Origin of the sequence: Mycobacterium sp. Aquia_213, from assembly GCF_026625985.1 — a bacterium.
GTDB lineage: Bacteria > Actinomycetota > Actinomycetes > Mycobacteriales > Mycobacteriaceae > Mycobacterium.
The window spans coordinates 4,690,859-4,715,742 of record NZ_CP113116.1; the positions used below are offsets into that span (position 1 = coordinate 4,690,859).

Sequence of the window (24,884 nt, forward strand, 5' to 3'; positions counted from 1 at the left end):
CGGCTAGCCCGGCAGCACCGGAACGGCGCCACCGGTCATCAAGCCCGGCACGTCCGACCACGTCTGCTGACTTTCCGGCGCGGACGCCGAATACTGCAGCACGCCTTGCGGAGCCGCAACGTAGACGGTCGACGGGTTGGCCGCGATCGCGGTCAGCGGAATCTGCAAACCGTGCGCGGGGGCGTCGGAGTTCACCCCGTCGAGGTTCACGTACGAGACCGGATGCGCGAGGTCATTGCGGGTCACCACCATGTCGTCGCCGGTGCGCCAGTACAGGGACACCACCGTATTGCCCAGCCCGAAACCCAACCGCCGGGGATAGGTCAGCGCATACTGCCCGGCCTGCGTCTGCTCCACACCGGCGAGAATGACCTCGCCGCCGATCACCATCGCGGCCCGCGTGCCGTCACGGGACAGCTGCAGGTCGGTGATCGGCCCCGGGAACTTGCTCGCCAGCGCCCCGGAATCGACCGGGAGGCGCGCGGGCTGCCCCGATGCCGGTTCCTGGATGGCCCGCAGCACGTTATTGCCGTCCACCACCAGCCAGACCGCGTCGTCGAGCGCCCAGCTGGGACGCGACAGGCTGTGCCCGTCGGCAGATTGGACCGCCTCGCCGCCGAGATCACCGATCCACAGCGACTCCGCCATGTCCGGGGCGCCGCGGTGCAGGGTCACGACGGAGGCCACCTGGCGCCCACTGCGGGACAACGCGGCCAGCGTCTGGTCGCCCATCCGGCCGAACGCGCCGGGCACCGTGCTGGTCCGCTGCCCGTCCAGGCCGACCAGCGATCCGTTGATCAGGGCGTGCAGCCCCGCGCCGGCGCCGTCGGCCACGCCCGGGTCGGTGGCGGCGACATCGGAGGTGGTCCACCCTTCGGCGAACCTGTCATCCAGCGGCGCCCCGTCGGCGTTGATCACATACGGGCCTCTGATGTCGGCTCTGGCCAGCGTCCAAATGATCTGTGCGGCAAGCAATTGCCTACTGTGCGGATCGGTGGTGGAGAGCTTCTGCAAATCGATGCGCGCACCGCCGTAGCCTCGCCCGATCCCGTTCTTGCCACCGTCGGCCCGGGTCACCGGCCCGCGCAGGCGCAGCGGCGGGGCGAGCAGGTTGCGAACCGTGTGTCCCATCTCGGGCCGGGGTCCGGCCAATAGCTTGGACATGAGTTCGGTGGGCAGCTGATCGTGGTCGGAGACCGCGACATAGCGCGGGTCGGGCACCACCGTCTTACCGGTCGGGTCGGCGAAGTACAGCGTGTTGCGCTTGTAGGTGGCCTGAAACTGTTGCCAGTCCAGGAAAACACCGTTGGGCAGCTTGTCGATTCGCCAGCCGCCGGATGTCTTGACCAGCTCGATCGCGCCCGGGTCGGGCAGCACACCCTCGGCCGTTTCAAACACCCCGATGTCGGACAGCGAGCCCAGGATGTCGGCCCGCATCGTCGCCGAAACCCGTTCGGCACCACGGGTTTCGACGAACACCACGTGGTCGATCAGCAGGGCGCTACCGGCGTCGTCCCAGCCATTGGATGCCGACTGGGTGAGGAACTGCCGCGCCGCCAGGTGCCGGTTGGCCGGATCGGCGGTGGCCTTGAGGAATTCGCGGAGCAACACGTCGGGATCCATGCCGGGGGTCGGCTTGGGCAGGTTCGACGGTGCGGGTCGCTCGACGGTGCCGATGGCCTGCGGCGCCGACGTGCTGGGAACCCCCGCACAGCCGGCCAGCAGCACCGCCAGCAGCGCGACCAGCAGCCTCCGCATCACAGGCTCCGCTCGGCGTGCTCATGTTGGCGGGGCCGCTCGTTGCCCGCCGGCCCCGGCGCCCCGGCCGGCGGCGCCGGCTGCGGGATCGGTTTCATCGGCAACGGGCTGGTGGTGACCTTGTGGCCACGGATCAACGGAAGCGTCAGTCGGAAGCAGGCGCCCTGACCGGGCTCACCCCACGCCTCCAGCCGGCCCTGGTGCAGGCGCGCATCCTCGACGCTGATCGCCAAGCCCAGCCCGGTCCCGCCGGAGCGTCGCACCCGCGACGGGTCCGAGCGCCAGAACCTGCTGAACACCAGCTTCTCCTCGCCGGGCCGCAAACCCACCCCGTAGTCGCGGACCGTGACGGCGACGGTGTCCTCGTCGACGCCCATCCGGATCCGCACCGGTTTGTGCTCGGCATGGTCGATGGCGTTGGCGATCAGGTTGCGCAGGATCCGCTCCACCCGCCGCGGATCGACCTCGGCGATCACCTCTTCGTCGGGCATGTCCACGACCAGCTCGATGCCGGCGTCCTCGGCGAGGTGGCCGACGTTACCCAGCGCTTTCTGCACGGTCGTGCGCAAGTCGACCGCCTCCACGGACAACTCGGCCACACCGGCGTCGTGCCGGGAGATTTCCAGCAGATCGGACAGCAGCGACTCGAACCGATCGAGTTCGTTGACCATCAGTTCGGTGGATCGGCGCAGGGTGGGGTCGAGATCTTCACTGTGGTCATAGATCAGGTCGGCGGCCATCCGCACCGTGGTCAGCGGCGTGCGAAGTTCGTGGCTGACGTCGGAGGTGAACCGGCGCTGCAGGTTGCCGAACTCCTCGAGCTGGGTGATCTGCCGCGACAAACTCTCGGCCATGTCGTTGAACGACACCGCCAGCCGGGCCATGTCGTCTTCACCGCGCACCGGCATGCGTTCGGACAGATGCCCCTCGGCGAATCGCTCCGCGATCCGCGACGCCGAACGCACCGGCACCACCACCTGCCGCGATACCAGCAGCGCGATCCCGGCCAGCAACACCAACAGCACCGCGCCACCGGTGATCATCGTGCCGCGCACCAGCGTGATCGTGGCCTGCTCGCTGGCCAGCGGGAAGATCAGGTACAGCTCCAGGTTGGCCACCTGCGACGACGCCGGCGTGCCGACGATCAGCGCCGGACCCGAAAAACCTTCGGTGTGCACGGTGGCGTACTGGTAGGCCGCCTGCCCCGCCTTGACGAAGCCGCGCAACGAGGCGGGCACCTGGTCGACCGGTCCGGCGGCCGTCGCGGCGCGCGGGCCGTCGCCCGGCACCATCAGCACCGCGTCGAACGCACCGGCGAGGCCGGGTCCCGACGACGGATCGGTTTTCGACGTGAGCGTGTTGCGGGCCAACTGCAAGCTGCTGTCCAGCGAGCGTGTCTCCTCGCCGTTGACGATCCCGCCGACAGTCGTGCGCGCCCGTTCGATCTGTTCGGTGCCCGCCTTGACCTTGATGTCAAGAACCCGGTTGGTGACCTGACTGGTCAGCACGAAGCCGAGCGCCAAGATCACCGTCAACGACAATCCGAGAGTCAATGCGACGACTCGCAGTTGCAGCGAACGGCGCCAGGCAATGCCGACGGCTCGACTCAACGCACTCATGCCCCGAGTCATGGGGCCGGTGCGCCCCCAGCGGTGACCGTGAATACGTCGCCGCGAACCCCAGATCAATCGCGCCGCTCCTCCGCATCGCCACGCTCTGCATCGTCGCCGGCGCGGATCACGGAGGTCCGGCCTTGTAACCCACTCCTCGAACGGTCAACACCACGGTCGGGTTCTCCGGGTCTTTCTCGACCTTGGCCCGCAGACGCTGGACGTGCACGTTCACCAAGCGGGTGTCCGCTGGGTGGCGGTAGCCCCACACCTGTTCGAGCAGCACATCACGAGTAAACACCTGGCGCGGTTTGCGTGCCAGCGCTACCAGCAGGTCGAACTCCAGCGGGGTCAGCGAGATCTGCTCGCCGTTCCGAGTGACCTTGTGCGCGGGCACGTCGATCTCGACGTCGGCGATCGAAAGCATCTCGGCGGGCTCGTCGTCATTGCGACGCAACCGCGCCCGCACCCGGGCGACCAGCTCCTTGGGCTTGAACGGCTTCATGATGTAGTCGTCGGCACCCGACTCCAGGCCGAGCACCACATCCACGGTGTCGGTCTTGGCGGTCAGCATCACAATCGGAACGCCGGAATCGGCGCGCAGCACCCGGCACACGTCGATGCCGTTCATGCCCGGCAACATCAGGTCCAGCAGCACCAAGTCGGGCCGCAGCTCGCGCACCGCGGTCAGAGCCTGCGTGCCATCACCGATGACCGCAGTGTCGAAACCCTCCCCACGAAGAACGATGGTCAGCATCTCCGCAAGCGAAGCGTCGTCATCGACGACCAAAATCCTTTGCCTCATGGAGTCCATGGTGTCACCAGATCGGGACAAAACTCGGGCGCCACACGGGCGTTTCTTCTTGGATAAGGGCAAATCGTGACAAATTTGTGCTATTCGCGGCCATTTCGGGGCTTATTCCAAGGCCAAACTGGCCGCCAAGCGCCCCGGATCGACGTCCGCGTCGACCACCAGCCATCGCCCTCCCCAGCCCGCGTCGGCCAGGCCGGCGTACACCGCACGGGTGCGCTGCTGCAGCCCGTCGTCGCGTTCATAGCTGTCGCGTGGCCGGCCCGGATCGGACTCGGCCCGGCGCCTGGCCCGCTCGCCGGCGAGCTCGGCGGATACCCCGAGCAGCACCTGACAATCCGGGGCGGGCAGCCCGAGCCGCCGGAATTCCAGCTCGTGTACCCATGCGGCCGCGTCTCCGGCCGCGTCCTGGTGCAGGCGCGCGGCGCTGTAGGCGGCGTTGGAGGCGACGTAGCGATCGAGAATCAGCACGTCGTGGTCGCGGCTCAAGGCACGGATGTCGTCGACCGCACCGGCGCGGTCGAGCGCGAAGAGCGTTGCCATCGCGTACACCGACGAGGCGAGGTCGCCGTGCTCGCCGTGCAGCGCCTCGGCGGCGATATCCGCGGTCACCGACTGCCCATAGCGCGGGAAGGCCATCGTCGCCACCGACTTGCCGGCGGCCTCAAAGGCCGAGCGCAGCCCGTCGGTCAGCGTCCGCTTGCCGGAGCCGTCGACGCCCTCGATCGCGATCAGCACGGCGCGAGCCTACCGAGCCCGCGGTCGCGGATCAGTAGCGGTAGTGGTCCGGCTTGTACGGGCCTTCGACGTCGATGCCGAGGTATTCGGCCTGCTCCTTGGTCAGCTTGGTGAGCGTGCCGCCGAGCGCCTGGACGTGGATGCGGGCCACCTTCTCGTCGAGGTGCTTGGGCAGCCGGTACACCTCGTTGTCGTACTCGTCGTTCTTGGTCCACAACTCGATCTGGGCGATCGTCTGGTTGGCGAAGCTGTTGCTCATCACGAACGACGGGTGCCCGGTGGCGTTACCCAGGTTCAGCAGCCGGCCCTCGGACAGCACGATGATCGACTTGCCGCTGTCGCCGAAGGTCCACAGGTCGACCTGCGGCTTGATGTTCAGCTTCGTGGCCCCCGAACGCTCCAGCGCCGCCATGTCGATCTCGTTGTCGAAGTGGCCGATGTTGCCCAGGATGGCGTGGTCCTTCATCGCCTTCATGTGCTCGAGCGAGATGATGTCCTTGTTGCCGGTCGAGGTCACGACGATGTCGGCGTCGGCGATGGCCTGCTCGACCGTCACCACGTCGAAGCCCTCCATCAGCGCCTGCAGCGCGTTGATCGGGTCGATCTCGGTGACGACGACCCGGGCCCCCTGGCCCTTCACTGCCTCCGCGCAGCCCTTGCCGACGTCCCCGTAGCCGCAGATCAGCACCTTCTTGCCGCCGATCAGCGCGTCGGTGCCGCGGTTGATGCCGTCGATCAGCGAGTGCCGGGTGCCGTACTTGTTGTCGAACTTGCTCTTGGTGACCGAGTCGTTGACGTTGATCGCCGGGAAGGCCAGGTCGCCGGCCGCGGCGAACTGGTACAGGCGCAGCACGCCGGTGGTGGTCTCCTCGGTCACGCCCTTGACCGACTCGGAGATCTTCGTCCACTTGTCCTTGTCGGTCTCGAACCGGGTGCGCAGCAGGTTCAGGAAGACCTTCCACTCCGCGGAGTCGTCCTCCTCGGCGGGCGGCACCACACCGGCCTTTTCGTACTGCGCGCCGCGCAGCACCAGCATGGTGGCGTCACCACCGTCGTCGAGGATCATGTTGGCCGGCTCGCCGGGCCAGGTCAGCATCTGCTCGGCGGCCCACCAGTACTCCTCGAGCGTCTCGCCCTTCCAGGCGAACACCGGGACGCCCTTGGGCTCCTCCGCCGTGCCGTGCGGGCCGACGACGACCGCGGCCGCCGCGTGGTCCTGCGTCGAGAAGATGTTGCACGAGGCCCAGCGCACTTCGGCGCCCAGCGAGGTCAGCGTCTCGATCAGTACCGCGGTCTGCACGGTCATGTGCAGCGAGCCCGAGATCCGGGCGCCCTTCAGCGGTTGCACCTCGGCGTACTCGCGACGCAACTCCATCAGGCCGGGCATCTCGTACTCGGCCAGGTCCAGCTCTTTGCGGCCGAACTCAGCAAGCGACAGATCTGCGATCTTGAAGTCGATGCCGTTACGAACGTCGGGCGTCAGCGAGGTCATGGCGTGTCTGTTCCTTCTGCGGCTCAGGGGCTCAAGGGTATGAGCGGACTACGTGGCTTTCGTTAGCTTGGGTACGCTCTTCCGCCACTGTAGTCGGCGGTCGAAAGCCCGCCAGGTCAGGGGACGTCAGGGGACGTTGATGACGCCGTGACGCTCGGCAAAAGGCGTCATCAACCGCGCGAGATCGCGCGCCACGTCGTGGTCGGCCTCCGGCGGCATCGACACGTAACTCAAGGCCAACCGCACGATGGCGCGCGCCAGCACGCCGGCGTCCTCGTCGCTGGTCGCCACCCACGTGCTGGTCAATGCCGAGCTCAGCCGGGCCGAAGCGCGGGTGATGATCGGCGCACTGTCCGTGGTGATGAGCTGCAGCAGATCCGGCTTGGCGACACCGCTGAGCAGCGAGATCACCAGTGGGTCCGCCGCCGACTCGGCGAAGAAGGACCGGAAGCCCGCCAGGAAGGCTTCGAAGAAGTTGCCGACATTGGCGTCCAATGCGGCGTGGATGGCGTCCACCAGCCGATCGGCCAGGCGCAGGGCGTATCCCTGCGCCAGACCTTGCCGGGAGCCGAACTCGTTGTAGATCGTCTGCCGGCTGATGCCGGCGGCCCGGGCCACGTCCGAAAGCGTGATGGCGGACCAGTCCCGCGTCAGCAGCAAGTCGCGCATCGCGTCCAGCACCGAGTTGCGCAGCAGATCTCGCGACGCCTCGGCGTAGGGAATCCGCTTCACAGGCGCGACAATAGCTGCTATCACTGCGCCGCTCCTCCTCATCACGTCGTTCTGCATCGTCGCTGGCGGCTACGGCCGCGCTACCTCCACCATCTCGAAGTCGGACTTCGCCGCGCCGCAATCCGGGCAGCTCCAGTCGTCGGGAATCTCGTCCCACCGGGTGCCGGGGGCGATGCCGTCCTCGGGCCAACCCTTGGCCTCGTCGTACTCGAATCCGCACTGCACGCAGATAAAAAGCTTGTAGTCAGTCATCGGGTCACTCCCATCGTTTCGAAATCGGCCTTCTCGAGCACCGCACAATCGGGGCAGCACCAGTCGTCGGGGATGTCACTGAACGGCGTGCCCGCGGGAAAGCCCTCCCGCGGAGCACCTTTCGTTTCGTCGTAGATGTAGTCGCAGCCGGGGCAGCGGTAGGCGGTCATGCCGAGGCCTTTTCGGAAGCCTTTTCGGAGGCCCCGTACTTCGCGAGCAGCTTCTCTCGCAGCCGCGGCTGCAGGTTGACCCGGGTGATGTCGCCGTCGTAGTGCGCCAGCACCCGGTGGTCCATCACCTTGCGCCAGACCGGCGGGAGGTAGGTCAGCGCGATCATCGACGCGTACCCACTGGGCAGGTTGGGCGAGCCCTCCATGCTGCGCAGCGTCTGGTAGCGCCGGGTGGGGTTGGCGTGGTGATCGCTGTGCCGCTGCAGGTGGTAGAGGAACAGGTTGGTGACGATGTGGTCGGAGTTCCAGCTGTGCACCGGGGCACAACGCTCGTAGCGGCCGTTGGCATTCTTCTGCCGCAGTAGGCCGTAGTGCTCGAGGTAGTTGACGGTTTCCAGCAGTGAGAAGCCGAAGACCGCCTGGATGACGATGAACGGAATCACGCCGACGCCGAAGACCGCGATCAGCGCGCCGAACAGCACGGCCGACATGGCCCAGGCGTTGAGCACGTCGTTGGACGCATACGTCCTGGGGTCCCACGGACTCTTGCCGAGCCGGCGGATCCGCTGCGCCTCGAGACGAACGGACGAGCGCAGGCTGCCGAACACGCTGCGGGGCAAGAACTCCCAGAAGGTCTCGCCGAAACGGGCCGACGCCGGGTCCTCGGGGGTGGAGACGCGCACGTGGTGACCGCGGTTGTGCTCGATGTAGAAGTGGCCGTAGGCGGTCTGCGCCAGGGTGATCTTGGACAGCCAGCGCTCCAGCGAGTCCTTCTTGTGCCCCATCTCGTGCGCGGTGTTGATGCCGACGCCGCCGAGCACCCCGACGGAGAGCGCGACGCCGATCTTGCCGACCCAGCTCAGGCCGCCGTCAAAGCCCAGCCATCCCAGGTCCGAAGCGGTGAACAGGTAGGCACCCATGACCACGCTCAGGTACTGGAACGGGATGTAGATGTAGGTGCAGTAGCGGTAGTACTTGTCGTTCTCCAGCCGCTCCATCACCTCGTCGGGCGGATTCTGACCGTCGGGCCCGAATCGCAGGTCCAGGATCGGCAGCAGGATGTACAGCAGGATCGGCCCGATCCACAGCGGGGCCTGGGCGGCGCCATGCCAGCCGAACTGATTCAACCCCCAGACGATCGGCAGCATCACGAACAATGCCGTCGGCGGGATCAGGCCCATCAGCCATAGGTAGCGCTTCCTGTCGCGCCATTCGGTTGCACCGAGCTGTTGCGGCTCTTGTTGGGCCACCTGGATCTGAGTGGTCATATGCCAAACCTCCTTGTGAGTCACACCACGTTGAGATTGGACAATACCGCCATCTGCGTCCTCTGTCTAGACAAAGGACGCTATTTTGTAAAGTAGCGCTACGTCTTCTGCTCGACCTGCCGGCGGCCCTGCAGAGAGTGGCGGTATCCGTAGCCGAGATAAATCGCGGTCCCCACCACCAGCCACACGCCGAACCGGACCCAGGTCAGCGCGGTGAGGTTCACCATCAGCCAGACACACGCGCAGATCGACGCGATCGGAAGCACCGGCACCCACGGCGCCCGGAAGCCACGCTCCAGGTCCGGCCGGGTGCGGCGCAAGACGATGACCCCGGCCGATACCAGGACGAACGCGAACAGCGTTCCGACGTTGACCATCTCCTCGAGCTTGCTGATCGGGAACACCGACGCCGTCGCCGCGATCACCAGCGCGACCAGCACCGTGATCCGGACCGGCGTCCCGCGTGAGCTGGTCTTGGCCAACGACCGCGGCAACAACCCATCGCGCGCCATCGCGAACAGCACCCGGCACCCCCCGAGCACCAACACCATCACCACGGTGGTCAGCCCGGCCAGCGCCCCGATGGCGATGATCTCGCTCGCCCATTGGATCCCGTTCGCGGTGAACGCGGTGGCCAGGTTGGCCGGCTTGCCGCCGGGCATGGTCTTGAGCTGGGTGTAGGACACCATGCCCGACAACACGACGGAGACCGCGATGTAAAGGACGGTCACGACCGCCAGCGACGTCAGAATCCCGCGGGGCACGTCACGCTGGGGCCGTTTGGTCTCCTCGGCCATCGTGGCGACGATGTCGAAGCCGATGAACGCGAAGAACACGATCGATGCGCCGGCCAGCACGCCGTACCAGCCGTAGTGGCTGCTGTGCGCCCCGGTCAGCAGCGACAGCACCGACTGGTTGATGCCGCTGGCCTCTTGGCCGGCTTCCGGCTTGGGGATGAACGGCGAGTAGTTGGATCCCTTGATGTAGAAGATGCCGACCACCACGACGAAGATCACCACCGACACCTTGATCGCGGTGATCACCGCGGAAATCCGCGACGACACCTTGGTGCCCACGGCGACCAGCGTCGCCACCAGAAAGACGATCAGCAGCGCACCCCAGTCGAGGTCGACCGAGCCCAATTGGACTGTGCCGCCGGCGAATCCGAACACCGTACCCAGATAGCTGGACCAGCCTTTGGACACCACGGCGGCACCGATTGCCAATTCCAGCAACAGATTCCAGCCGATGATCCAGGCCAGGAACTCACCGAACGTGGCATAGGAGAAGGTGTACGCGCTGCCCGCGACGGGCAGAGTCGAGGCGAATTCGGCGTAGCACAGCGCGGCCAGCGCGCAGGTGACCGCGGCGATCACGAACGAAATCCAGATCGCCGGGCCGGTGATATCGCCGGCAGTCGATGCGGTGACCGTGAAGATGCCGGCGCCGATCACCACGGCCACCCCGAACACCGTCAGGTCCCACCAGGTGAGGACCTTGCGCAACCGGGTGTCTGGCTCGTCGGTGTCTTCGATGGACTGTTCGACTGACTTGGTGCGCCATCGGCTGGCCATATGCCGCCCTCCCGTAAACCGTCAGAAAGCCATTGGACCGCACAGTACTGGGTACTCCCCCGGGATGCCGGAAAGCGCAGACACCCGAAAACACGCCGTCGTGATCGGCGCGAGCATCGCGGGTTTGTGTGCCGCGCGGGTGCTCGCGGACTGTTATTCCCAGGTCAGCGTCTATGAGCGGGACGAACTGCCGAACACCCCGGCAAACCGCGCGACGATTCCACAGGACCGGCATCTGCATTTGCTGATGGCGCGCGGGGCCAACGAATTCGACTCCCTGTTCCCCGGCCTGCTCAAGGACATGGCCGCCGCCGGTGTGCCCATGCTGGAAAACCGGCCGGACTGTATCCACTTGGGCGCCGCGGGCCATGTCCTCGGGACGGGCCAAACGCTGCGTGACGAGTTCACCGCGTACGTGCCCAGCCGCCCGCATCTGGAGTGGCAGTTGCGCACCCGCGTCCGCGACATCGACAACGTCGCGATCCTGCGGCGATCCGTCGCCGAACCCCGGTTCGACCCGGCCCGGCAGCGGGTGACCGGAGTGCTACTGGACCCCGTCGACGGCGGCGAGCCGGAATTCGTTCCCGCCGACCTCGTCGTCGACGCGGCCGGTCGGGGCACTCGGCTGCCGGCGTGGTTGACGCAGTGGGGATATCGGCGTCCCACCGAGCAAACCCTGGACATCGGAATCAACTACGCCAGCCACCAGTTCCGCATCCCGGAGGGATTGATCGTGGAAAAGGTGGTGGTGGCCGGCGCCTCCCACGACCAGTCGCTGGGGATGGGCATGCTGTGCTACGAGGACGGCACCTGGGTGCTGACCACCTTCGGCGTGGCCGGCACGAAGCCGCCGACGACGTTCCCGGAAATGCTCGCGCTGGCCATCGAGCTGCTCCCGGCGCACTTCACCGAGGCGCTGACGCAGGCCAAACCCATTGGCGCGCCGGCATTTCACGCCTTTCCGGCCAGCAGATGGCGCCGCTACGACAAGCTGGACCGCTTCCCGGCCGGAATCATCCCCATCGGTGACGCCGTGGCCAGCTTCAATCCCACCTTCGGACAGGGCATGACGATGACGTCGCTGCAGGCCGGTCATCTGCGCCGCGCATTGCGATGCGCGGACGGCGACCTGGCCGGCGAACTCAGTCGGGCGACCGCCAAGACCACCTGGCCTGTCTGGACGATGAACGCGATCGGCGACGTGGCTTTTCACCACGCCGGCACCGACGAGCCGATCCCCTGGTGGTGGCGGCCGTCGGGAGCGCTGTTCGACCAATTCCTCGGGGCTGCCGAAACCGAACCCGTTCTCGCCGAATGGTTTTTGCGCCGCTTCTCACTGCTCGACAGCCTCTATATGGTTCCGCCGCCGCGGATCATCGGCCGGGCCATCGCGCAAAACCTGCGGCTGTGGCGCCGTGAGCGCCGCGAGGCACGACAGCCCGCCAACCGGCGGGCCGTCACAAACCTACAGTCGCCCTGAACAATTTGGCGGGCTGGTGCGCGACCAGTCCCACCGGGCCGTCGTCGGCCGCGACCCAGGCGGCCATCCCGCGCTCCAGCGTGAGTGACCCGGATTTCCCGTGCACGACCGCGGAACCCTCTGCGCACAACAAGATCTGGGGGCCGTCGTGGCTTGGTGACGCGTCGACCTCGTGGCCCAGATGCTCGCCCTCGAGGGTCAGCAGTGCGACCGCGAACTCGTCGGCCGGGGTGTCGTAGCTCAGCCCAAGCCCCTCGCGGTGGACGTGTGGCCGCAGCTGCGCCTCGGCCGTGGGCGTGAAGTCCAGCACCCGCAACAACTCAGGCACGTCGACGTGCTTGGGGGTCAGACCGCCGCGTAACACGTTGTCGGAGTTGGCCATAACCTCGATCGCGAAACCGCGCAGATAGGTGTGCAGGTTTCCGGCCGGAATGTAAAGCGCCTCGCCCGCGGCCAGGCTGATCCGGTTGAGCAACAACGACGCCAGCACCCCCGCGTCGCCGGGGTAGCGTTCGCCGAGTTCCAGCACGGTCTTGGCTTCGGCCTCGAATTCCGTTGCGCCGGAACTGACGTACTGAATCGCGCCGTCGATCACCGCGGACACCAGCACATCGATGTCGGGCTGCGGTGCGGTGATCCAGGTAGTGAACAGCGCACGCAGACCGTCGGCGTCGGACTGGTCGTTCAGCAGTTCGATGTAGGGGTCGAGGTCGGTGACGGCCAACGCCCGCAGCAGCTCGATGGTGCGGGAAGCCTGACGAAATCCGGCGAGCGCCTCGAACGAGTGCAGCGCCACCAACAATTCTGGCTTGTGCGACGTGTCGCGGTAATTGCGGACCGGCGAGGACACCGGAATGCCCAACTTTTCCTCGCGCAGGTAACCCTCGATCGCCTGTTCGGCACTGGGATGCGCCTGCAGCGACAGCGGTTCGTCGGCGGCGAGCACCTTAACCAAGAACGGCAGCACGTCACCGAACCGGTCGCGCGACGCCGAGCCGAGCTGTCCCTCCGGATCGGCGGTCACCGCCTGCAGCAAGGAGACTTCACCCTTGTCGGTTTCCAGGAAGGCCGGGTCGCCCGGATGCGCGCCGAACCACAGCTCGGCCTCGGGGTGAGCCGCGGGCGACGGACGCCCGGTGAATTCGGCGATGGCCGTACGCGACCCCCATGCGTACGTGCGTACAGCACCGCGAAGTACTTCCACTTGTCTATCTATCCCCGCACCAGTCGCAAGTAAACGGCGGCCATCTGCAGCCGAACGGCCAATACTGCCAGTTGCTGCTCGGCACGCCCGGCACCGGCTGGCTCGCGCGGACCCGCAGGTCCGGCTACGCCGTCCACGGTGTCGGACACATCGGGCACGTCCTGGGCCGCGATCAGGTAGACGTCGTCGAGCCCGGCAACCCGCGCGGCCGCCACCGTCCGGTCGCCGGACAGGGTCAGCGCCAGCACCCGCAATCGCTGCGGCAACGGTCCGTCGATCTCCTCGTCGTGGAACAACGCATCCACCGACGACGGGCCCGCGCCGAACTCGGCGGGCTCCCGCAACGCCACCACCGCATCCGACAGCCCGGTCGCCGCGACGACCTGGTGCGCGATCCGCAACAGGGCCGAACTGCCGTGCCGGGCCAGCGCCAGCGTGGCCGCACCGTCACCGGCCAGCGCGACCCGGTGATCGGACAGGCGCGAGGCAATGGTCTTGGCCGGGTTGGTGAACAGCTCGCGCCCGGCGCTGTTGCGCAGCGCCTCGGCATCCAGCTCGTCGGCGAGCGCCGGCACATCGATGTCCAGTCGCGGGTCCACCGTTTGCAGCGTGGCCAAGCCGGCGGCCAGATACCGGCACAATCCGAACTCGTCGGGAACCCACAACCGCGGTGCCAACACCGCGGCGCGGCCGGCCGTGGAATCGCGCAGCGGACCTTCGTACGGCGCGATGACGACCACCCGCGCGCCGCGACGCACCCCGGTCGCGGCGGCACCGACGAGGGCCGGATCGCCGGGGTCGTCGCCCGCGACGACCAGGACATCGAGCGGACCCACCCACGGCGGGGCCTCGCTGAGGATCGCGATCGGCGCCGACGCCGCGCCGCCCTGCGTCGCGGCCAGCATCGTCCCGGCCGTCTCGGCGGTCCCCGGGCCGGCCACCCAGATCACGCTGCGCGGACGGTCGCCGGTGCGCAGCGAGTCCAACTCACCTTCGTCGGCCGCGGCGGCGATCGCGCGCACCTGAGCACCGGCCGACGAGGCGGACCGCAACAGGCCCTGCCGGTCGGCGGCGATCAGGCCGTCGGTGTCTTCGAGATCGATCGCCCGGGTGTCGTTCACGGCACGCCCTCGTTGCGCTGCACCTGGCCGGCGATCCCGGCGCTGATCTCGGCAATCATCGCGTCGACGTCCTCGGTGCTACGGCCCTCCGCATTGAGCCGCAGCAACGGCTCGGTGTTGGAGGTGCGCAAGTTGAACCAGCTGCCGTCGCCCAAATCCACCGTCACCCCGTCCAGGTGATCGATGGAGTGGATCCGGCTGCCGAACGACTTCAACACGGCGTCCACGCACTGTGCGGCGTCGGCCACCGTGAAATTTATCTCGCCGGAGGACTCGTAGCGCTGATAGTCCGCGGTCAGCTCCGACAGCGGCCGGTCCTGCTCGCCGAGGGCGGCCAGGACGTGCAGCGCGGCCAGCATTCCCGAGTCGGCGCCCCAGAAGTCGCGGAAGTAATAGTGTGCCGAATGCTCGCCGCCGAAGATCGCGCCGGTTTCGGCCATCAGCGCCTTGATATAGGAGTGTCCGACGCGCGAACGCAGCGGTGTGCCACCGCGCTCGGTGACCAGTTCGGGCACCGCGCGAGACGTGATCAGGTTGTGGATGACGGTGGCGCCGATTTCCCGGCCGAGCTCACGCGCGGCCACCAGGCTCGTCACCGTCGACGGAGAGACCGGCATCCCGCGCTCGTCGACCACGAAGCACCGGTCGGCGTCGCCGTCGAAGGCCAGTCCGATGTCAGCACCGGTTTCGCGGACGTAGAACTGCAAATCCAGCAGGTTGGCCGCGTCGAGCGGGTTGGCCTCGTGATTGGGAAACGACCCGTCAAGCTCGAAGTACAACGGCAACAACGTGATCGACTCGATCGTGCCGAGCACGGCCGGTGCCGTGTGGCCGGCCATGCCGTTGCCGGCGTCCACCGCCACCCGCAGCGGTCGCAATCCCGAGGTCTGGACCAGCGACCGCAGGAACTCGCCGTACTCGGAAAGCACATCGCGATCGGTGGTGGTCCCCGGCCGGCCGTCGAACTTCTTGACCCCGGCGATCAGATCTTCGGTGATCAGCTTCAGCCCGGTGTCCGCACCGACCGGTTTCGCACCGGCCCGGCAGAGCTTGATGCCGTTGTAGGCGGCGGGGTTGTGACTCGCGGTGAACATCGCGCCGGGACAATCGAGGATCCCCGAGGCGAAATACAGCTGGTCGGTCGACGCCAAGCCGATCCGCACCACGTCCAGGCCCTGGTTGGTCACCCCGGCCGCAAAGGCAGCGGCCAGTGACGGCGAACTGTCGCGCATGTCGTGTCCGATCGCCACGCGTTGCGCGCCCTCGGCACGCATCAACGCGGCGAACGCGGCCCCGATGTCGGCGACCAGCGACTCGTCGATTTCTGCGCCGACCAGCCCACGGATGTCATAAGCCTTGATGACACGGTGGACAGTCGCGGCGGGCCGAGACATGCGGGGCCTCCTTGACGCCATGGATTGATTCGCCTCTTGGCGTCAGCCTATCGGCCCGCAGAAGTTACGGTTCCAAACGGTTTGGAAGAAACCCCGCTGCGCTAGTCGGACGGATCGGGCAACACCCGCAGATGCCCGCGGCGGCGACCCGAACGTTTTTCCGACGGCGCGAGCAGATGACTGCTGGGCGCGGTGGCCTGGGCTCCGGTGTGGTGCAGATGCGGAGAGGTGGGGGCACCTCCCGCTTGCGGGGGAAATCCGTTCAACGGCATGCCGGTGCCGCCCGCGTACGGTACGGCCGCCTCCGCGGAACCGCGTTCACGCACGGCGTCGGCAAGCGCGACCAGGTCGTCTTCATCGGGATTGGCAGGCTCAGAATTGAGCGGTCCGGCGTGGCGCACCAGTTCCCATCCGCGGGGCGCGGTGATCCGGCCGGCGTGGCCGACGCACAAGTCCCACGAATGCGGTTCGCGCGCGGTCGCGAGCGGGCCTACAACTGCCGTCGAGTCCGAGTAGACGAACGTCAAGGTCGCCACGGCGTAATGCGGGCACCCAGGCCGGCAGCAGCGACGGGGAACGTTCACGTCGGAAAGGCTATCGTGCGGAAACGCCGCCGAAGCGCCGGACACGCGCAACCGTTCGGCCCACGATGTCCAACCGTTACCATCGGCGCGTGGGTGATTCGCGCAGTTTCCCGCGCAACGGGCGGCCGTCGGGCCGAACGCCTGGGCACCGGGCAACTCGGCGCGGCCGCGATATGCGCGGTCCTTTGCTGCCGCCGACGGTGCCGGGATGGCGCAGCCGGGCCGAACGATTCGACATGGCGGTGCTGGAGGCCTACGAACCGATCGAGCGACGCTGGCAATCACGAGTGTCGGAACTCGACGTCGCTGTCGATGAAATTCCCCGCATCGCCGCCAAGGATCCGGACAGCGTGCAGTGGCCGCCCGAGGTCGTCGCCGACGGACCGATCGCGCTGGCCCGCCTGATCCCCGCCGGGGTGGACGTCCGGGGAAACTCGACGCGGGCGCGAATTGTCTTGTTCCGCAAGCCCATCGAACGGCGCGCCAAAGACACCGTCGAACTTGGCGAGTTATTGCACGAGATCCTGGTGGCTCAGGTGGCCATCTACCTCGACGTCGAACCCACGGTCATCGACCCGACGATCGACGACGAATAGATTCGTCGGCTCAGATGATGCCGCGCTTGAGGCGGCGGCGCTCGCGCTCGGAGAGGCCGCCCCAGATGCCGAAGCGCTCGTCATGCGCCAGGGCGTACTCCAGGCACTCATGACGGACCTCGCAACCCAGGCAGATCTTCTTGGCCTCGCGGGTGGACCCGCCCTTCTCCGGGAAGAAGGCCTCGGGGTCGGTCTGCGCGCACAGCGCGCGGTCCTGCCATTGGTCCGGAGTGAGTTCGGGCTCCGGCAACGGCTCGGGCTCGAATGGGATTGGCGCGTCAGGGACCACGGTCAAGTGGGGCCTGATAAGTGGCGCCGGCGCGGAGCTGATCATGGCGCGCTCAGTGCTTGGCATGACGCCCCGTAGGTGCTCGTAAGACATGCGTCGTACGCCTCCTCAGCTTGGTCTTTGAGAGAGTGGTTGTTTCCCGCTGTTCTGATGTAACAGACAAATTCGAACAAGTGATCGAATCTCGGTCTGCGACACCGGAACCGGCCGGCCAACCGGGAAATGACACTGATGTGATTAGACACGGGTTGACCTGCCTGGTCAAGCGTTTCGGCGTATTTCCATACCATCTCGTGACCTATTTCCGGCGTTTCTGTTATTTCGCCCTTTCGGCGTGTCCATCACAAAGGCTCCCAACTCGTCGTTGTGGCCATGGAATTCAGACCTCCGCCGGGCCGGTACTGTCGTCCGATGTGAAGGTCACCGTTCTGGTCGGCGGGGTCGGCGGCGCCCGGTTCCTGCTGGGCGTCCAACGGCTACTCGGTCTGGGTCAGTTCGGCGCCGAGGGACAACCAACCGAGCACGAGCTGACCGCCGTCGTCAACATTGGCGACGATGCCTGGATCCATGGGGTTCGGGTTTGTCCGGATTTGGACACCTGCATGTATACCTTAGGTGGAGGCGTAGACCCGGAGCGCGGGTGGGGACATCGCGACGAAACCTGGCACGCCAAAGAGGAATTGGCGCGCTACGGCATGCAGCCGGATTGGTTCCAACTCGGCGACCGGGATCTGGGGACCCACCTGGTGCGCACCCAGATGCTCAACGCCGGGTATCCGCTGTCGGCGATCACCACGGCGTTGTGCGACCGCTGGCGGCCGGGCGCACAGCTGCTGCCCGCGAGTGACGACCGGTGCGAAACCCATGTGGTGATCACCGATCCGGCCGACGACAGCCGGCGCGCGATCCACTTCCAGGAATGGTGGGTGCGCTACCGCGCCAAGGTGACAACGCATAGCTTCGCGTTCGTCGGCGCTGAAACGGCCAGCGCCACAACTGAAGCCGTCGATGCCATCGGCAATGCCGACGTCATCTTGCTGGCGCCGTCCAATCCGGTGGTGAGCGTCGGGGCGATCCTGGCGGTCCCGGGTATTCGCGGCGCGCTGCGGGCGGCCGCCGCGCCGATCGTCGGCTACTCCCCGATCATCGGTGGAAAGCCGTTGCGCGGCATGGCCGATGCCTGCCTGGAGGTGATCGGGGTGGAGTCCAGCGCGGAAGCGGTCGGCAAGCACTACGGCGCGCGCGCGACCACCGGGATACTGGATTGCTGGCTGGTGCACGAGGGCGACCACGCGGAGATCGAAGGCGTCGCGGTGCGCTCGGTGCCGCTGTTGATGAGCGACCCGAAGGCGACGGCCGACATGGTGCAAGCCGGACTGGACATTGCGGGCGTGGCGCCGTGACCCGTTCGCCGAAAGAACACGGCACCGCCGCGACGGTCGAGATCCTGCCCGTGACCGGGCTTCCCGAGTTCCGCCCCGGCGACGATCTCGGTGCGGCCGTCGCTGCCGCCGCGCCCTGGCTGCGCGACGGCGACGTCGTGGTGGTCACCAGCAAGGTGGTATCCAAGTGCGAGGGCCGACTGGTGGCGGCGCCCGAGGACCCCGAGGAGCGCGACGAACTCCGGCGCAAACTGGTCGACGACGAGGCGGTGCGGGTGCTGGCCCGCAAGGGCCGCACGCTGATCACCGAGAACCGGCTTGGGCTCGTGCAGGCCGCCGCCGGGGTCGACGGATCCAACGTCGGGCGAAGCGAACTCGCGCTGCTGCCGGTCGACCCCGACGGCAGTGCCGCGGCGCTGCGCGCCGCACTGCGCGAGAAGCTCGGCGTCGACGTCGCGGTGGTGATCACCGACACCATGGGCCGGGCCTGGCGCAACGGCCAGATCGACGCCGCGATCGGGGCGGCGGGTCTGGCTGTGCTGCACGGTTATTCGGGCGCGGTCGATGAGCACGGCAACGAGCTGGTGGTCACCGAGATCGCCGTGGCCGACGAAGTGGCCGCCGCGGCCGATCTGGTCAAGGGCAAGCTGACCGCGATGCCGGTGGCCGTCGTGCGCGGGCTCACCGTCGTCGACGACGGCACGACGGCCCGGCAGCTGCTACGGCCCGGCCCCGAAGATCTGTTCTGGCTCGGCACCGCCGAAGCCATCGAGATGGGACGCGGACAGGCCCAGCTGCTGCGCCGGTCGGTGCGCCGGTTCAGCGCCGAGCCGGTGGCACCGGAGCTGATCGAGGCGGCCGTCGCCGAGGCGCTGACCGCACCGGCCCCGCACCACACCCGCCCGGTGCGGTTCGTGTGGCTGCGCACCGCGGCCACCCGGACGCGACTGCTCGATCGGATGAAGGACAAGTGGCGTACCGACCTGGCCGGTGACGGCAAGCCGGCCGACGCGATCGATCGCCGAGTGGCACGCGGCCAGATCCTCTACGACGCACCCGAGGTCGTCATCCCGATGCTGGTGCCCGACGGCGCACACACCTATTCCGACGCCGAGCGCACCGACGCCGAGCACACCATGTTCACCGTCGCGGTCGGCGCGGCCGTGCAGGCTTTGTTGGTGGCGCTGGCCGTTCGCGGGGTGGGCAGCTGCTGGATCGGCTCGACGATCTTTGCCGCCGATTTGGTCCGCGCCGAACTGGAGCTGCCGGACGATTGGGAGCCGTTGGGCGGCATCGCGATCGGTTACGCCGTGCAGCCGGATGGGTTGCGCGACCCCGTGAATCCCGGAGATCTGCTGATCCGCAAGTGATACTGACCCGGTGAAGACGTTCGCGGGCAAGGCGGCCGCTTCGGCCGACAAGGTTCGCGGCGGCTACTACACGCCGATTTCGGTGGCGCGATTTCTGGCCCGCTGGGTCCACGAGGCCGGTCCCCGGATCGTCGAACCCTCGTGCGGCGACGGCCGAATCCTGCGCGAGCTCGCCGCGCTCAGTACCCAGGCGCGGGGTGTGGAACTCGTCGCCGCCGAGGCCGCGAAGTCGCGAGCGTTCGCTCCCGTAGACGCCGCGAATCTGTTCACCTGGCTGGCCGAAAACAAGGCCACCGGTTGGGACGGGGTCGCGGGCAACCCGCCCTACATCCGCTTCGGCAACTGGGCGCCGGAGCAACGGGAGCCGGCGCTGGAGCTGATGCGGCGCGCGGGGCTACGCCCCAGCCGGCTGACCAATGCCTGGGTCCCATTCGTCGTCGCGAGCACGCTAATGGTGCGCGACGGCGGACGGGTGGGTTTGGTATTGCCCGCCGAATTGCTGCAAGTCGGTTATGCCGCACAATTGCGCGAATTTCTGCTCACTCGCTACCGCGAAATCACTCTGGTCACATTTGCACGCCTGGTGTTCGACGGCATCCTGCAGGAAGTCGTGTTGTTCTGCGGCGTGGCTGGTCCGGGTCCCGCGCGGATTCGCACGCTCGAGCTCGTCGATGCCGCCGCTTTGGATTGCGCCGACCTCGACGTCGAATCGGCGCCCGCGCTGTTGCACGAAGAGGAGAAGTGGACCAAGTACTTCTTGGATCCCGCCGCGATCGGGCTGCTGCGCACGCTCAAGGGATCCGACACGATGACGCGGGTCGGGGCCATCGCCGACGTCGACGTCGGCATCGTGACGGGCCGCAACAGCTTCTTCACCTTCACCGATGCCCAAGTCGATGAGCAGGGCCTGCGGCCGCACTGCGTCCCCCTCGTCTCGCGCAGCAGCCAGCTGTGCGGCCTGGTGTACGACACCGATTGCCGGGCGAGCGATGTCGCGGCCGGCCACCGGACCTGGTTACTCGACGCCCCGGACGAGCCGGCCGATCCCGCCCTGGCCGCTCACATCGACGCCGGTGAGGCCGCCGGTGTCCACCTCGGCTATAAGTGCTCGATCCGGACGCCCTGGTGGCGGACCCCGTCGCTGTGGGTGCCCGACCTGTTCTTGCTGCGCCAGATTCACCTGGCGCCGCGGCTGACCGTCAACGCCGCCGCGGCAACGAGCACCGACACCGTGCATCGGGTGCGGCTGCTGGGTCCGCCCGAGAGCCGGGCCGACCCGACGGCATTCGCGGCGGTGTTCCACAACAGCGCGACGTTCGCCTTCGCCGAGATCATGGGCCGTAGTTATGGTGGAGGCATCTTGGAATTGGAGCCGCGCGAAGCCGAGCAGCTACCCGTTCCCGCACCGGCGCTGGCCGGCGCCGAACTCGCCGGGGATGTCGATCTGCTGCTGAAGGCCAACGAAGTCGAGAAGGCACTCGACACCGTCGACCGTCATGTCCTGATCGACGGGCTCGGCTGGTCACCCGATGTCGTCGCAGAGTGCCGAGCGGCCTGGCACACCCTGCGCGATCGCCGGACCAGGCGCGGCGCCCGATGAGCATCCGCGATTCGGCCATCTCGATCCTCACCGACTGGCAGGCGCCCGACCCCGGGCAGGAGTCGTTGCGGCACGCCGTGCTGGCCTTCGTGCACGGCCGCCCGGACGCCTGCCGCCGCGAGTGCGAAGCCGGCCACGTGACGGCGTCGGCGATCGTGCTCGACGCCACCGGCACCCAGGTGCTGCTGACCCTGCATCGCCGGTTTCGCCGCTGGGTGCAGCTCGGTGGTCACTGCGACGACGACGATCCCGACATCGTGACCGCGGCGCTGCGCGAAGCCGTCGAGGAGTCCGGCGTGCCCGATCTGCGAATCGCGCCGGACCTGGCCGCGATTCACGTCCACCCGGTCACCTGCTCGCTGGGCGTCCCGACCCGGCACCTGGACCTGCAATTCGTCGCACACGCGCCCGCGGGTGCGCAGATCGCGATCAGCGAGGAATCCGAGGACCTGCGGTGGTGGCCGGCCGACGCATTGCCGCCCGGTGCCGATCACGCACTCGCGCACCTGGTTTCGCGGGCTCGCGATCACCGTCAGACGTCGCTGGAGTAGCGGATCCCGCCGTCGGGAATGGAGACACCGGGCCACACCCGGGCGCCGCGCAACAGCTCGCAGCGCGCACCGATATCGGCGCCGTCGCCGATCACCCCGTCGCGGATCAGCGCCCGCGGACCGATGCGAGCGCCGAATCCGACGATCGAGCGCTCGACCACGCTGCCGGCCTCGATCTTGACGCCGTCGAAAATCACCGCGCCGTCCAGCCGCACGCCGGGACCGATCTCGGCGCCGCGCCCGATGACCGTGCCGCCGATCAGCACCGCGCCGGGCGCCACCGCCGCACCCTCGTGCACCAGCTTCTCGCCCCGATGCCCCTGCAGCGCTGGCGACGTGACGATGCCGCGCACCAGGTCCGACGATCCGCGGACGAAGTCGTCCGGGGTGCCCATGTCTCGCCAATAGGTGGCATCGACGTAGCCGCAGAACTTGACGTCGGGGTCCGACAGCAGCGACGGGAAAACCTCGCGCTCGACCGATACCGGCCGGCCGCGCGGAATCCGGTCGATGATCTTGCGCTCGAACACATAGGTGCCGGCATTGATCTGATCGGTCGGCGGATCCTCGGTCTTCTCCAGAAAAGCCAGCACGCGATCGTTCTCGTCGGTGGGCACGCAGCCGAAGGCCCGCGGATCGCCCACGCGAACCAGGTGCAGCGTCACGTCGGCTTCGTTGGCCCGGTGCGACTCCACCAGCTGGCCGAGGTCGGCGCCGGAGAGCACGTCGCCGTTGAACACCAGCACGGTGTCATGGCGCAGCTTGTCGGCGATGTTGGCGATGCCGCCGCCGGTCCCCAGCGGATCCTCTTCGGTGACGTAGTCGATCTCCAGACCGAGCCCAGACCCGTCACCGAACTCCGCCTCGAACACCCCGGCCTTGTAGGAGGTGCTCAGGATGACGTGCTCGACGCCCGCCGCGGCGATGCGCGACAACATGTGGGTGAGAAACGGCACCCCGGCCGTCGGCAGCATCGGCTTGGGCGCCGACAGCGTCAGCGGCCGCAACCGAGTGCCCTTGCCGCCGACCAGAATCACAGCATCCACCGGGTGAATCGCCAACTCAGTGCCGCCCTTCTGCCGGCTTCCGCGAACGTTGCCGGCGCGAGCTGCGCACCATCAGAGCCGAACGCAGCGCCAACGAGGCCCGCAACGTCCAGCGCAGCGGGGCCAGCCACCAACCGGTATGCCGGTCGGCCAGAAAAATATAGGTACTCCGATGGTGCGCCGCGAGGTGGCTGGCCGGATCGTCGCCGGTGGAGTGGCCCTTGTGGTGCAGCACTTCGGCCGACGGAACATAGACGTTGAGCCAGCCGGCCTTGCCGAGCCGATCGCCGAGGTCGACGTCCTCCATATACATGAAGTAGCGCTCGTCGAACCCGCCGATCTGACCGAAGGCCGAACGACGCAGCAGCAGACATGATCCCGAGAGCCAGCCCACCGGCCGTTCGGTGGGCTCGAGCCGCTCCTGGCGGTACGCCGCCGTCCAGGGATTGTTCTTCCAGAACGGGCCGAGCACCGCGTGCATGCCGCCGCGGATCAGGCTGGGCAGATGGCGTGCCGACGGATACACCGAGCCGTCGGGGTCGTGGATCAGTGGGCCCAGCGCACCGGCCTGGGGCCAGCGGGTGGTCGCCTCCAGCAGCGCGTCGATGCTGTTCGGGCCCCATTGCACGTCCGGATTGGCCACCAGCACCCAGTCGTCGATCTCCCCGCGCTCACCGAGATGTTCGATCGCGCGATTGACCGCGGTTCCGTACCCGAGATTGCCTCCGGTGCTGAAGAACCGCACGTTCGGGTAGCGCTGGACCGCCGCCTGCGGGGTGCCGTCGGTGGAACCGTTGTCGGCCATCAGGACGCTGACCGGGCGATCGGTGGCCAGCGACAGCGAAGCCAGAAAACGTTCGAGGTGGTGGCCCGGCGAGTAGGTCACCGTCACGACCGGCAGGACGTCAGTCACGCGTCGAGATTATCGGTCGTTCGGCCGGGACTGGCCCCTGCGACGCGGCCAGCGCCGCGACAAGTGCCGGCCGCCAGGGCCGTAGCGGCGCCATGCCCGCCGCCTCCGACTGCCGGCCCGACAGCGCGGAGTAGGTCGGCCGCGGTGCGGGACGGGGGAATTCCGCGGTGCTCACCGGGTTCACCCGCTCGGGGTCGGCGCCACACTCCTCGAACACCGCGCGGGCCAGGCCGAATCGCGAGACGACGCCTTCGTTGGCGGCGTGCAGGATCGGCCCGCGGACGCCGTCGTCGGCCACCTGGAGCAGTGCGGCGGCCAAGTCGGCGACGTAGGTCGGCGAGCCGACCTGGTCGTCGACGACCCTGATCGGGCCTTTGACATCACCGCCGGCCGCGAGCTTGCGCATGATCGCGACGAAGTCGTTGCCGGTGCCGCCGGTGTAGACCCAGGCGGACCGGACCACGACGCACTGGGAGGCCTCCGGCAGGGCCGCCAGCGCGGCCACCTCACCGGCGCGCTTGCTGCACGCGTAAACGCCACGCGGCGAGGTCGCGTCGCTGGGTTCGAACGGGCGGGGATCGGCGTAATCACCGGCGAACACGAAGTCGGTCGAAACGTGAATCAGCCGGGCGCCGGCCCGCGCGCAGGCCCGCGCGATGTGTGCCGGCGCGGCCTCATTGACCGCGTACGCCCGCGCTTCGTCGCTCTCGGCGCCGTCGACATCGGTGTAGGCGGCGCAATTGATGACGACATCACCGCTTGTCACGATCGCCTCGGCCGCGGCCGGGTCGGTGATGTCCCACTGTGCGGACGTCAGCGCAAGGACGTTACGGCCCTGGTCAGCGCAGTGTGCGGCCAAACAACCGCCCAGCTGCCCACCGGCTCCGGTGACGACGATCCTGCCCGACATGGTTCGAGTCTGGCATGTCCCGGGCGCGCCGCCGCTGGC

At 67.8% G+C, this 24,884-nt stretch carries 24 protein-coding genes; 6 read left to right on the forward strand and 18 right to left on the reverse strand.

Annotated elements, in window-relative coordinates; translation table 11 throughout:
* Positions 1 to 3 precede the first annotated feature (3 nt).
* The 10 genes from lpqB to LMQ14_RS21765 all read right to left on the reverse strand — a co-directional run bounded on the left by lpqB (position 4) and on the right by LMQ14_RS21765 (position 10,405).
* Entirely contained in the window at positions 4 to 1,758 is a 1,755-nt protein-coding gene (gene lpqB, locus LMQ14_RS21720; RefSeq protein ID WP_267731621.1) for an MtrAB system accessory lipoprotein LpqB, read from the reverse strand.
* Positions 1,758 to 3,446: an MtrAB system histidine kinase MtrB gene (gene mtrB, locus LMQ14_RS21725; protein WP_267731622.1), complete on the reverse strand. Its 1,689-nt coding sequence runs from the start codon at positions 3,444 to 3,446 to the stop codon at positions 1,758 to 1,760. Before mtrB ends, lpqB begins: the two co-directional genes overlap by 1 nt.
* A gap of 49 nt (positions 3,447 to 3,495) precedes the next feature.
* Positions 3,496 to 4,182: a two-component system response regulator MtrA gene (gene mtrA, locus LMQ14_RS21730; RefSeq protein ID WP_007168097.1), complete on the reverse strand. Its 687-nt coding sequence runs from the start codon at positions 4,180 to 4,182 to the stop codon at positions 3,496 to 3,498.
* Between the two features lie 102 nt (positions 4,183 to 4,284).
* Positions 4,285 to 4,917 (reverse strand): dTMP kinase, encoded by a 633-nt coding sequence (locus tag LMQ14_RS21735; protein WP_267731640.1) that lies wholly within the window; start codon positions 4,915 to 4,917, stop codon positions 4,285 to 4,287.
* A gap of 31 nt (positions 4,918 to 4,948) precedes the next feature.
* Positions 4,949 to 6,409, reverse strand: coding sequence for an adenosylhomocysteinase (gene ahcY / locus LMQ14_RS21740; protein WP_267731641.1), 1,461 nt, complete (start codon positions 6,407 to 6,409; stop codon positions 4,949 to 4,951).
* 126 nt (positions 6,410 to 6,535) lie between these two features.
* Entirely contained in the window at positions 6,536 to 7,183 is a 648-nt protein-coding gene (locus LMQ14_RS21745; RefSeq protein WP_267731642.1) for a TetR/AcrR family transcriptional regulator, read from the reverse strand.
* A 27-nt stretch (positions 7,184 to 7,210) separates the two neighbouring features.
* Entirely contained in the window at positions 7,211 to 7,393 is a 183-nt protein-coding gene (locus LMQ14_RS21750) for a rubredoxin (protein ID WP_085220026.1), read from the reverse strand.
* Positions 7,390 to 7,563 (reverse strand): rubredoxin, encoded by a 174-nt coding sequence (locus LMQ14_RS21755; protein ID WP_267731643.1) that lies wholly within the window; start codon positions 7,561 to 7,563, stop codon positions 7,390 to 7,392. The genes LMQ14_RS21750 and LMQ14_RS21755 overlap by 4 nt, the downstream gene beginning before the upstream one ends.
* Positions 7,560 to 8,831: an alkane 1-monooxygenase gene (locus tag LMQ14_RS21760; protein WP_267731644.1), complete on the reverse strand. Its 1,272-nt coding sequence runs from the start codon at positions 8,829 to 8,831 to the stop codon at positions 7,560 to 7,562. The genes LMQ14_RS21755 and LMQ14_RS21760 overlap by 4 nt, the downstream gene beginning before the upstream one ends.
* Before the next feature lie 98 nt (positions 8,832 to 8,929).
* A complete protein-coding gene (locus LMQ14_RS21765; RefSeq protein ID WP_267731645.1) occupies positions 8,930 to 10,405 on the reverse strand; it encodes an amino acid permease in 1,476 nt (491 codons plus the stop codon).
* 64 nt (positions 10,406 to 10,469) lie between these two features.
* Between LMQ14_RS21765 and LMQ14_RS21770 the strand changes: the two genes are divergently transcribed.
* Positions 10,470 to 11,885: an FAD-dependent oxidoreductase gene (locus tag LMQ14_RS21770; RefSeq protein WP_267731646.1), complete on the forward strand. Its 1,416-nt coding sequence runs from the start codon at positions 10,470 to 10,472 to the stop codon at positions 11,883 to 11,885.
* Here the strand turns inward: LMQ14_RS21770 and manA are convergent.
* From manA to LMQ14_RS21790, 4 genes are all read right to left on the reverse strand, one after another.
* Entirely contained in the window at positions 11,863 to 13,089 is a 1,227-nt protein-coding gene (gene manA / locus LMQ14_RS21775; protein ID WP_267731647.1) for a mannose-6-phosphate isomerase, class I, read from the reverse strand. The two genes, LMQ14_RS21770 and manA, sit on opposite strands and share 23 nt — an antisense overlap.
* A gap of 8 nt (positions 13,090 to 13,097) precedes the next feature.
* Positions 13,098 to 14,210 (reverse strand): TobH protein, encoded by a 1,113-nt coding sequence (locus LMQ14_RS21780; protein ID WP_267731648.1) that lies wholly within the window; start codon positions 14,208 to 14,210, stop codon positions 13,098 to 13,100.
* Positions 14,207 to 15,604: a phosphomannomutase/phosphoglucomutase gene (locus tag LMQ14_RS21785; RefSeq protein WP_267731649.1), complete on the reverse strand. Its 1,398-nt coding sequence runs from the start codon at positions 15,602 to 15,604 to the stop codon at positions 14,207 to 14,209. Before LMQ14_RS21785 ends, LMQ14_RS21780 begins: the two co-directional genes overlap by 4 nt.
* Positions 15,605 to 15,705: 101 nt before the next feature.
* Entirely contained in the window at positions 15,706 to 16,188 is a 483-nt protein-coding gene (locus LMQ14_RS21790) for a DUF3499 domain-containing protein (protein WP_267731650.1), read from the reverse strand.
* A 173-nt stretch (positions 16,189 to 16,361) separates the two neighbouring features.
* On the opposite strand from LMQ14_RS21790, the gene LMQ14_RS21795 reads away from it, so the two are divergent.
* Positions 16,362 to 16,784 (forward strand): metallopeptidase family protein, encoded by a 423-nt coding sequence (locus tag LMQ14_RS21795; protein ID WP_025737691.1) that lies wholly within the window; start codon positions 16,362 to 16,364, stop codon positions 16,782 to 16,784.
* A 10-nt stretch (positions 16,785 to 16,794) separates the two neighbouring features.
* Here LMQ14_RS21795 and LMQ14_RS21800 read toward each other — a convergent pair whose 3' ends face one another.
* Positions 16,795 to 17,166: a WhiB family transcriptional regulator gene (locus LMQ14_RS21800; protein ID WP_324291074.1), complete on the reverse strand. Its 372-nt coding sequence runs from the start codon at positions 17,164 to 17,166 to the stop codon at positions 16,795 to 16,797.
* Positions 17,167 to 17,486: 320 nt separating this feature from the next.
* Here LMQ14_RS21800 and cofD point away from each other — a divergent pair, with 320 nt between their 5' ends.
* The 4 genes from cofD to LMQ14_RS21820 are packed head-to-tail and all read left to right on the forward strand — an operon-like array spanning position 17,487 to position 21,976.
* Positions 17,487 to 18,476, forward strand: a complete 990-nt coding sequence (gene cofD / locus LMQ14_RS21805) for a 2-phospho-L-lactate transferase (RefSeq protein WP_267731651.1) — start codon at positions 17,487 to 17,489, stop codon at positions 18,474 to 18,476.
* A complete protein-coding gene (locus LMQ14_RS21810) occupies positions 18,473 to 19,825 on the forward strand; it encodes a coenzyme F420-0:L-glutamate ligase (RefSeq protein ID WP_267731652.1) in 1,353 nt (450 codons plus the stop codon). The genes cofD and LMQ14_RS21810 overlap by 4 nt, the downstream gene beginning before the upstream one ends.
* 10 nt (positions 19,826 to 19,835) lie before the next feature.
* Complete coding sequence (locus tag LMQ14_RS21815) at positions 19,836 to 21,425, forward strand: class I SAM-dependent methyltransferase (protein ID WP_267731653.1); 1,590 nt, start codon at positions 19,836 to 19,838, stop codon at positions 21,423 to 21,425.
* On the forward strand, positions 21,422 to 21,976 hold the full coding sequence (locus LMQ14_RS21820) for an NUDIX hydrolase (RefSeq protein ID WP_267731654.1): 555 nt from the start codon (positions 21,422 to 21,424) through the stop codon (positions 21,974 to 21,976). Before LMQ14_RS21815 ends, LMQ14_RS21820 begins: the two co-directional genes overlap by 4 nt.
* On the opposite strand, the gene LMQ14_RS21825 is transcribed toward LMQ14_RS21820, so the two are convergent.
* The 3 genes from LMQ14_RS21825 to rfbD are packed head-to-tail and all read right to left on the reverse strand — an operon-like array spanning position 21,958 to position 24,845.
* Entirely contained in the window at positions 21,958 to 23,037 is a 1,080-nt protein-coding gene (locus LMQ14_RS21825; RefSeq protein ID WP_267731655.1) for an NDP-sugar synthase, read from the reverse strand. The genes LMQ14_RS21820 and LMQ14_RS21825 overlap by 19 nt on opposite strands.
* A 1-nt stretch (position 23,038) precedes the next feature.
* Complete coding sequence (locus tag LMQ14_RS21830; protein WP_267731656.1) at positions 23,039 to 23,935, reverse strand: glycosyltransferase family 2 protein; 897 nt, start codon at positions 23,933 to 23,935, stop codon at positions 23,039 to 23,041.
* Positions 23,928 to 24,845: a dTDP-4-dehydrorhamnose reductase gene (gene rfbD / locus LMQ14_RS21835; RefSeq protein ID WP_267731657.1), complete on the reverse strand. Its 918-nt coding sequence runs from the start codon at positions 24,843 to 24,845 to the stop codon at positions 23,928 to 23,930. The genes LMQ14_RS21830 and rfbD overlap by 8 nt, the downstream gene beginning before the upstream one ends.
* Between the last annotated feature and the right edge of the window lie 39 nt (positions 24,846 to 24,884).

Coding starts and splice junctions, on each gene's coding strand:
- mtrA (WP_007168097.1), bottom strand. CDS start 4,182: ATGGACTCCATGAGGCAAAGGATTTTGGTCGTCGATGACGACGCTTCG.
- lpqB (WP_267731621.1), bottom strand. CDS start 1,758: ATGCGGAGGCTGCTGGTCGCGCTGCTGGCGGTGCTGCTGGCCGGCTGT.
- LMQ14_RS21800 (WP_324291074.1), bottom strand. CDS start 17,166: ATGTCTTACGAGCACCTACGGGGCGTCATGCCAAGCACTGAGCGCGCC.
- LMQ14_RS21755 (WP_267731643.1), bottom strand. CDS start 7,563: ATGACCGCCTACCGCTGCCCCGGCTGCGACTACATCTACGACGAAACG.
- LMQ14_RS21795 (WP_025737691.1), top strand. CDS start 16,362: ATGCGCGGTCCTTTGCTGCCGCCGACGGTGCCGGGATGGCGCAGCCGG.
- LMQ14_RS21745 (WP_267731642.1), bottom strand. CDS start 7,183: ATGAGGAGGAGCGGCGCAGTGATAGCAGCTATTGTCGCGCCTGTGAAG.
- LMQ14_RS21785 (WP_267731649.1), bottom strand. CDS start 15,604: ATGTCTCGGCCCGCCGCGACTGTCCACCGTGTCATCAAGGCTTATGAC.
- LMQ14_RS21750 (WP_085220026.1), bottom strand. CDS start 7,393: ATGACTGACTACAAGCTTTTTATCTGCGTGCAGTGCGGATTCGAGTAC.
- LMQ14_RS21770 (WP_267731646.1), top strand. CDS start 10,470: ATGCCGGAAAGCGCAGACACCCGAAAACACGCCGTCGTGATCGGCGCG.
- rfbD (WP_267731657.1), bottom strand. CDS start 24,845: ATGTCGGGCAGGATCGTCGTCACCGGAGCCGGTGGGCAGCTGGGCGGT.
- LMQ14_RS21820 (WP_267731654.1), top strand. CDS start 21,422: ATGAGCATCCGCGATTCGGCCATCTCGATCCTCACCGACTGGCAGGCG.
- LMQ14_RS21760 (WP_267731644.1), bottom strand. CDS start 8,831: ATGACCACTCAGATCCAGGTGGCCCAACAAGAGCCGCAACAGCTCGGT.
- ahcY (WP_267731641.1), bottom strand. CDS start 6,409: ATGACCTCGCTGACGCCCGACGTTCGTAACGGCATCGACTTCAAGATC.
- LMQ14_RS21765 (WP_267731645.1), bottom strand. CDS start 10,405: ATGGCCAGCCGATGGCGCACCAAGTCAGTCGAACAGTCCATCGAAGAC.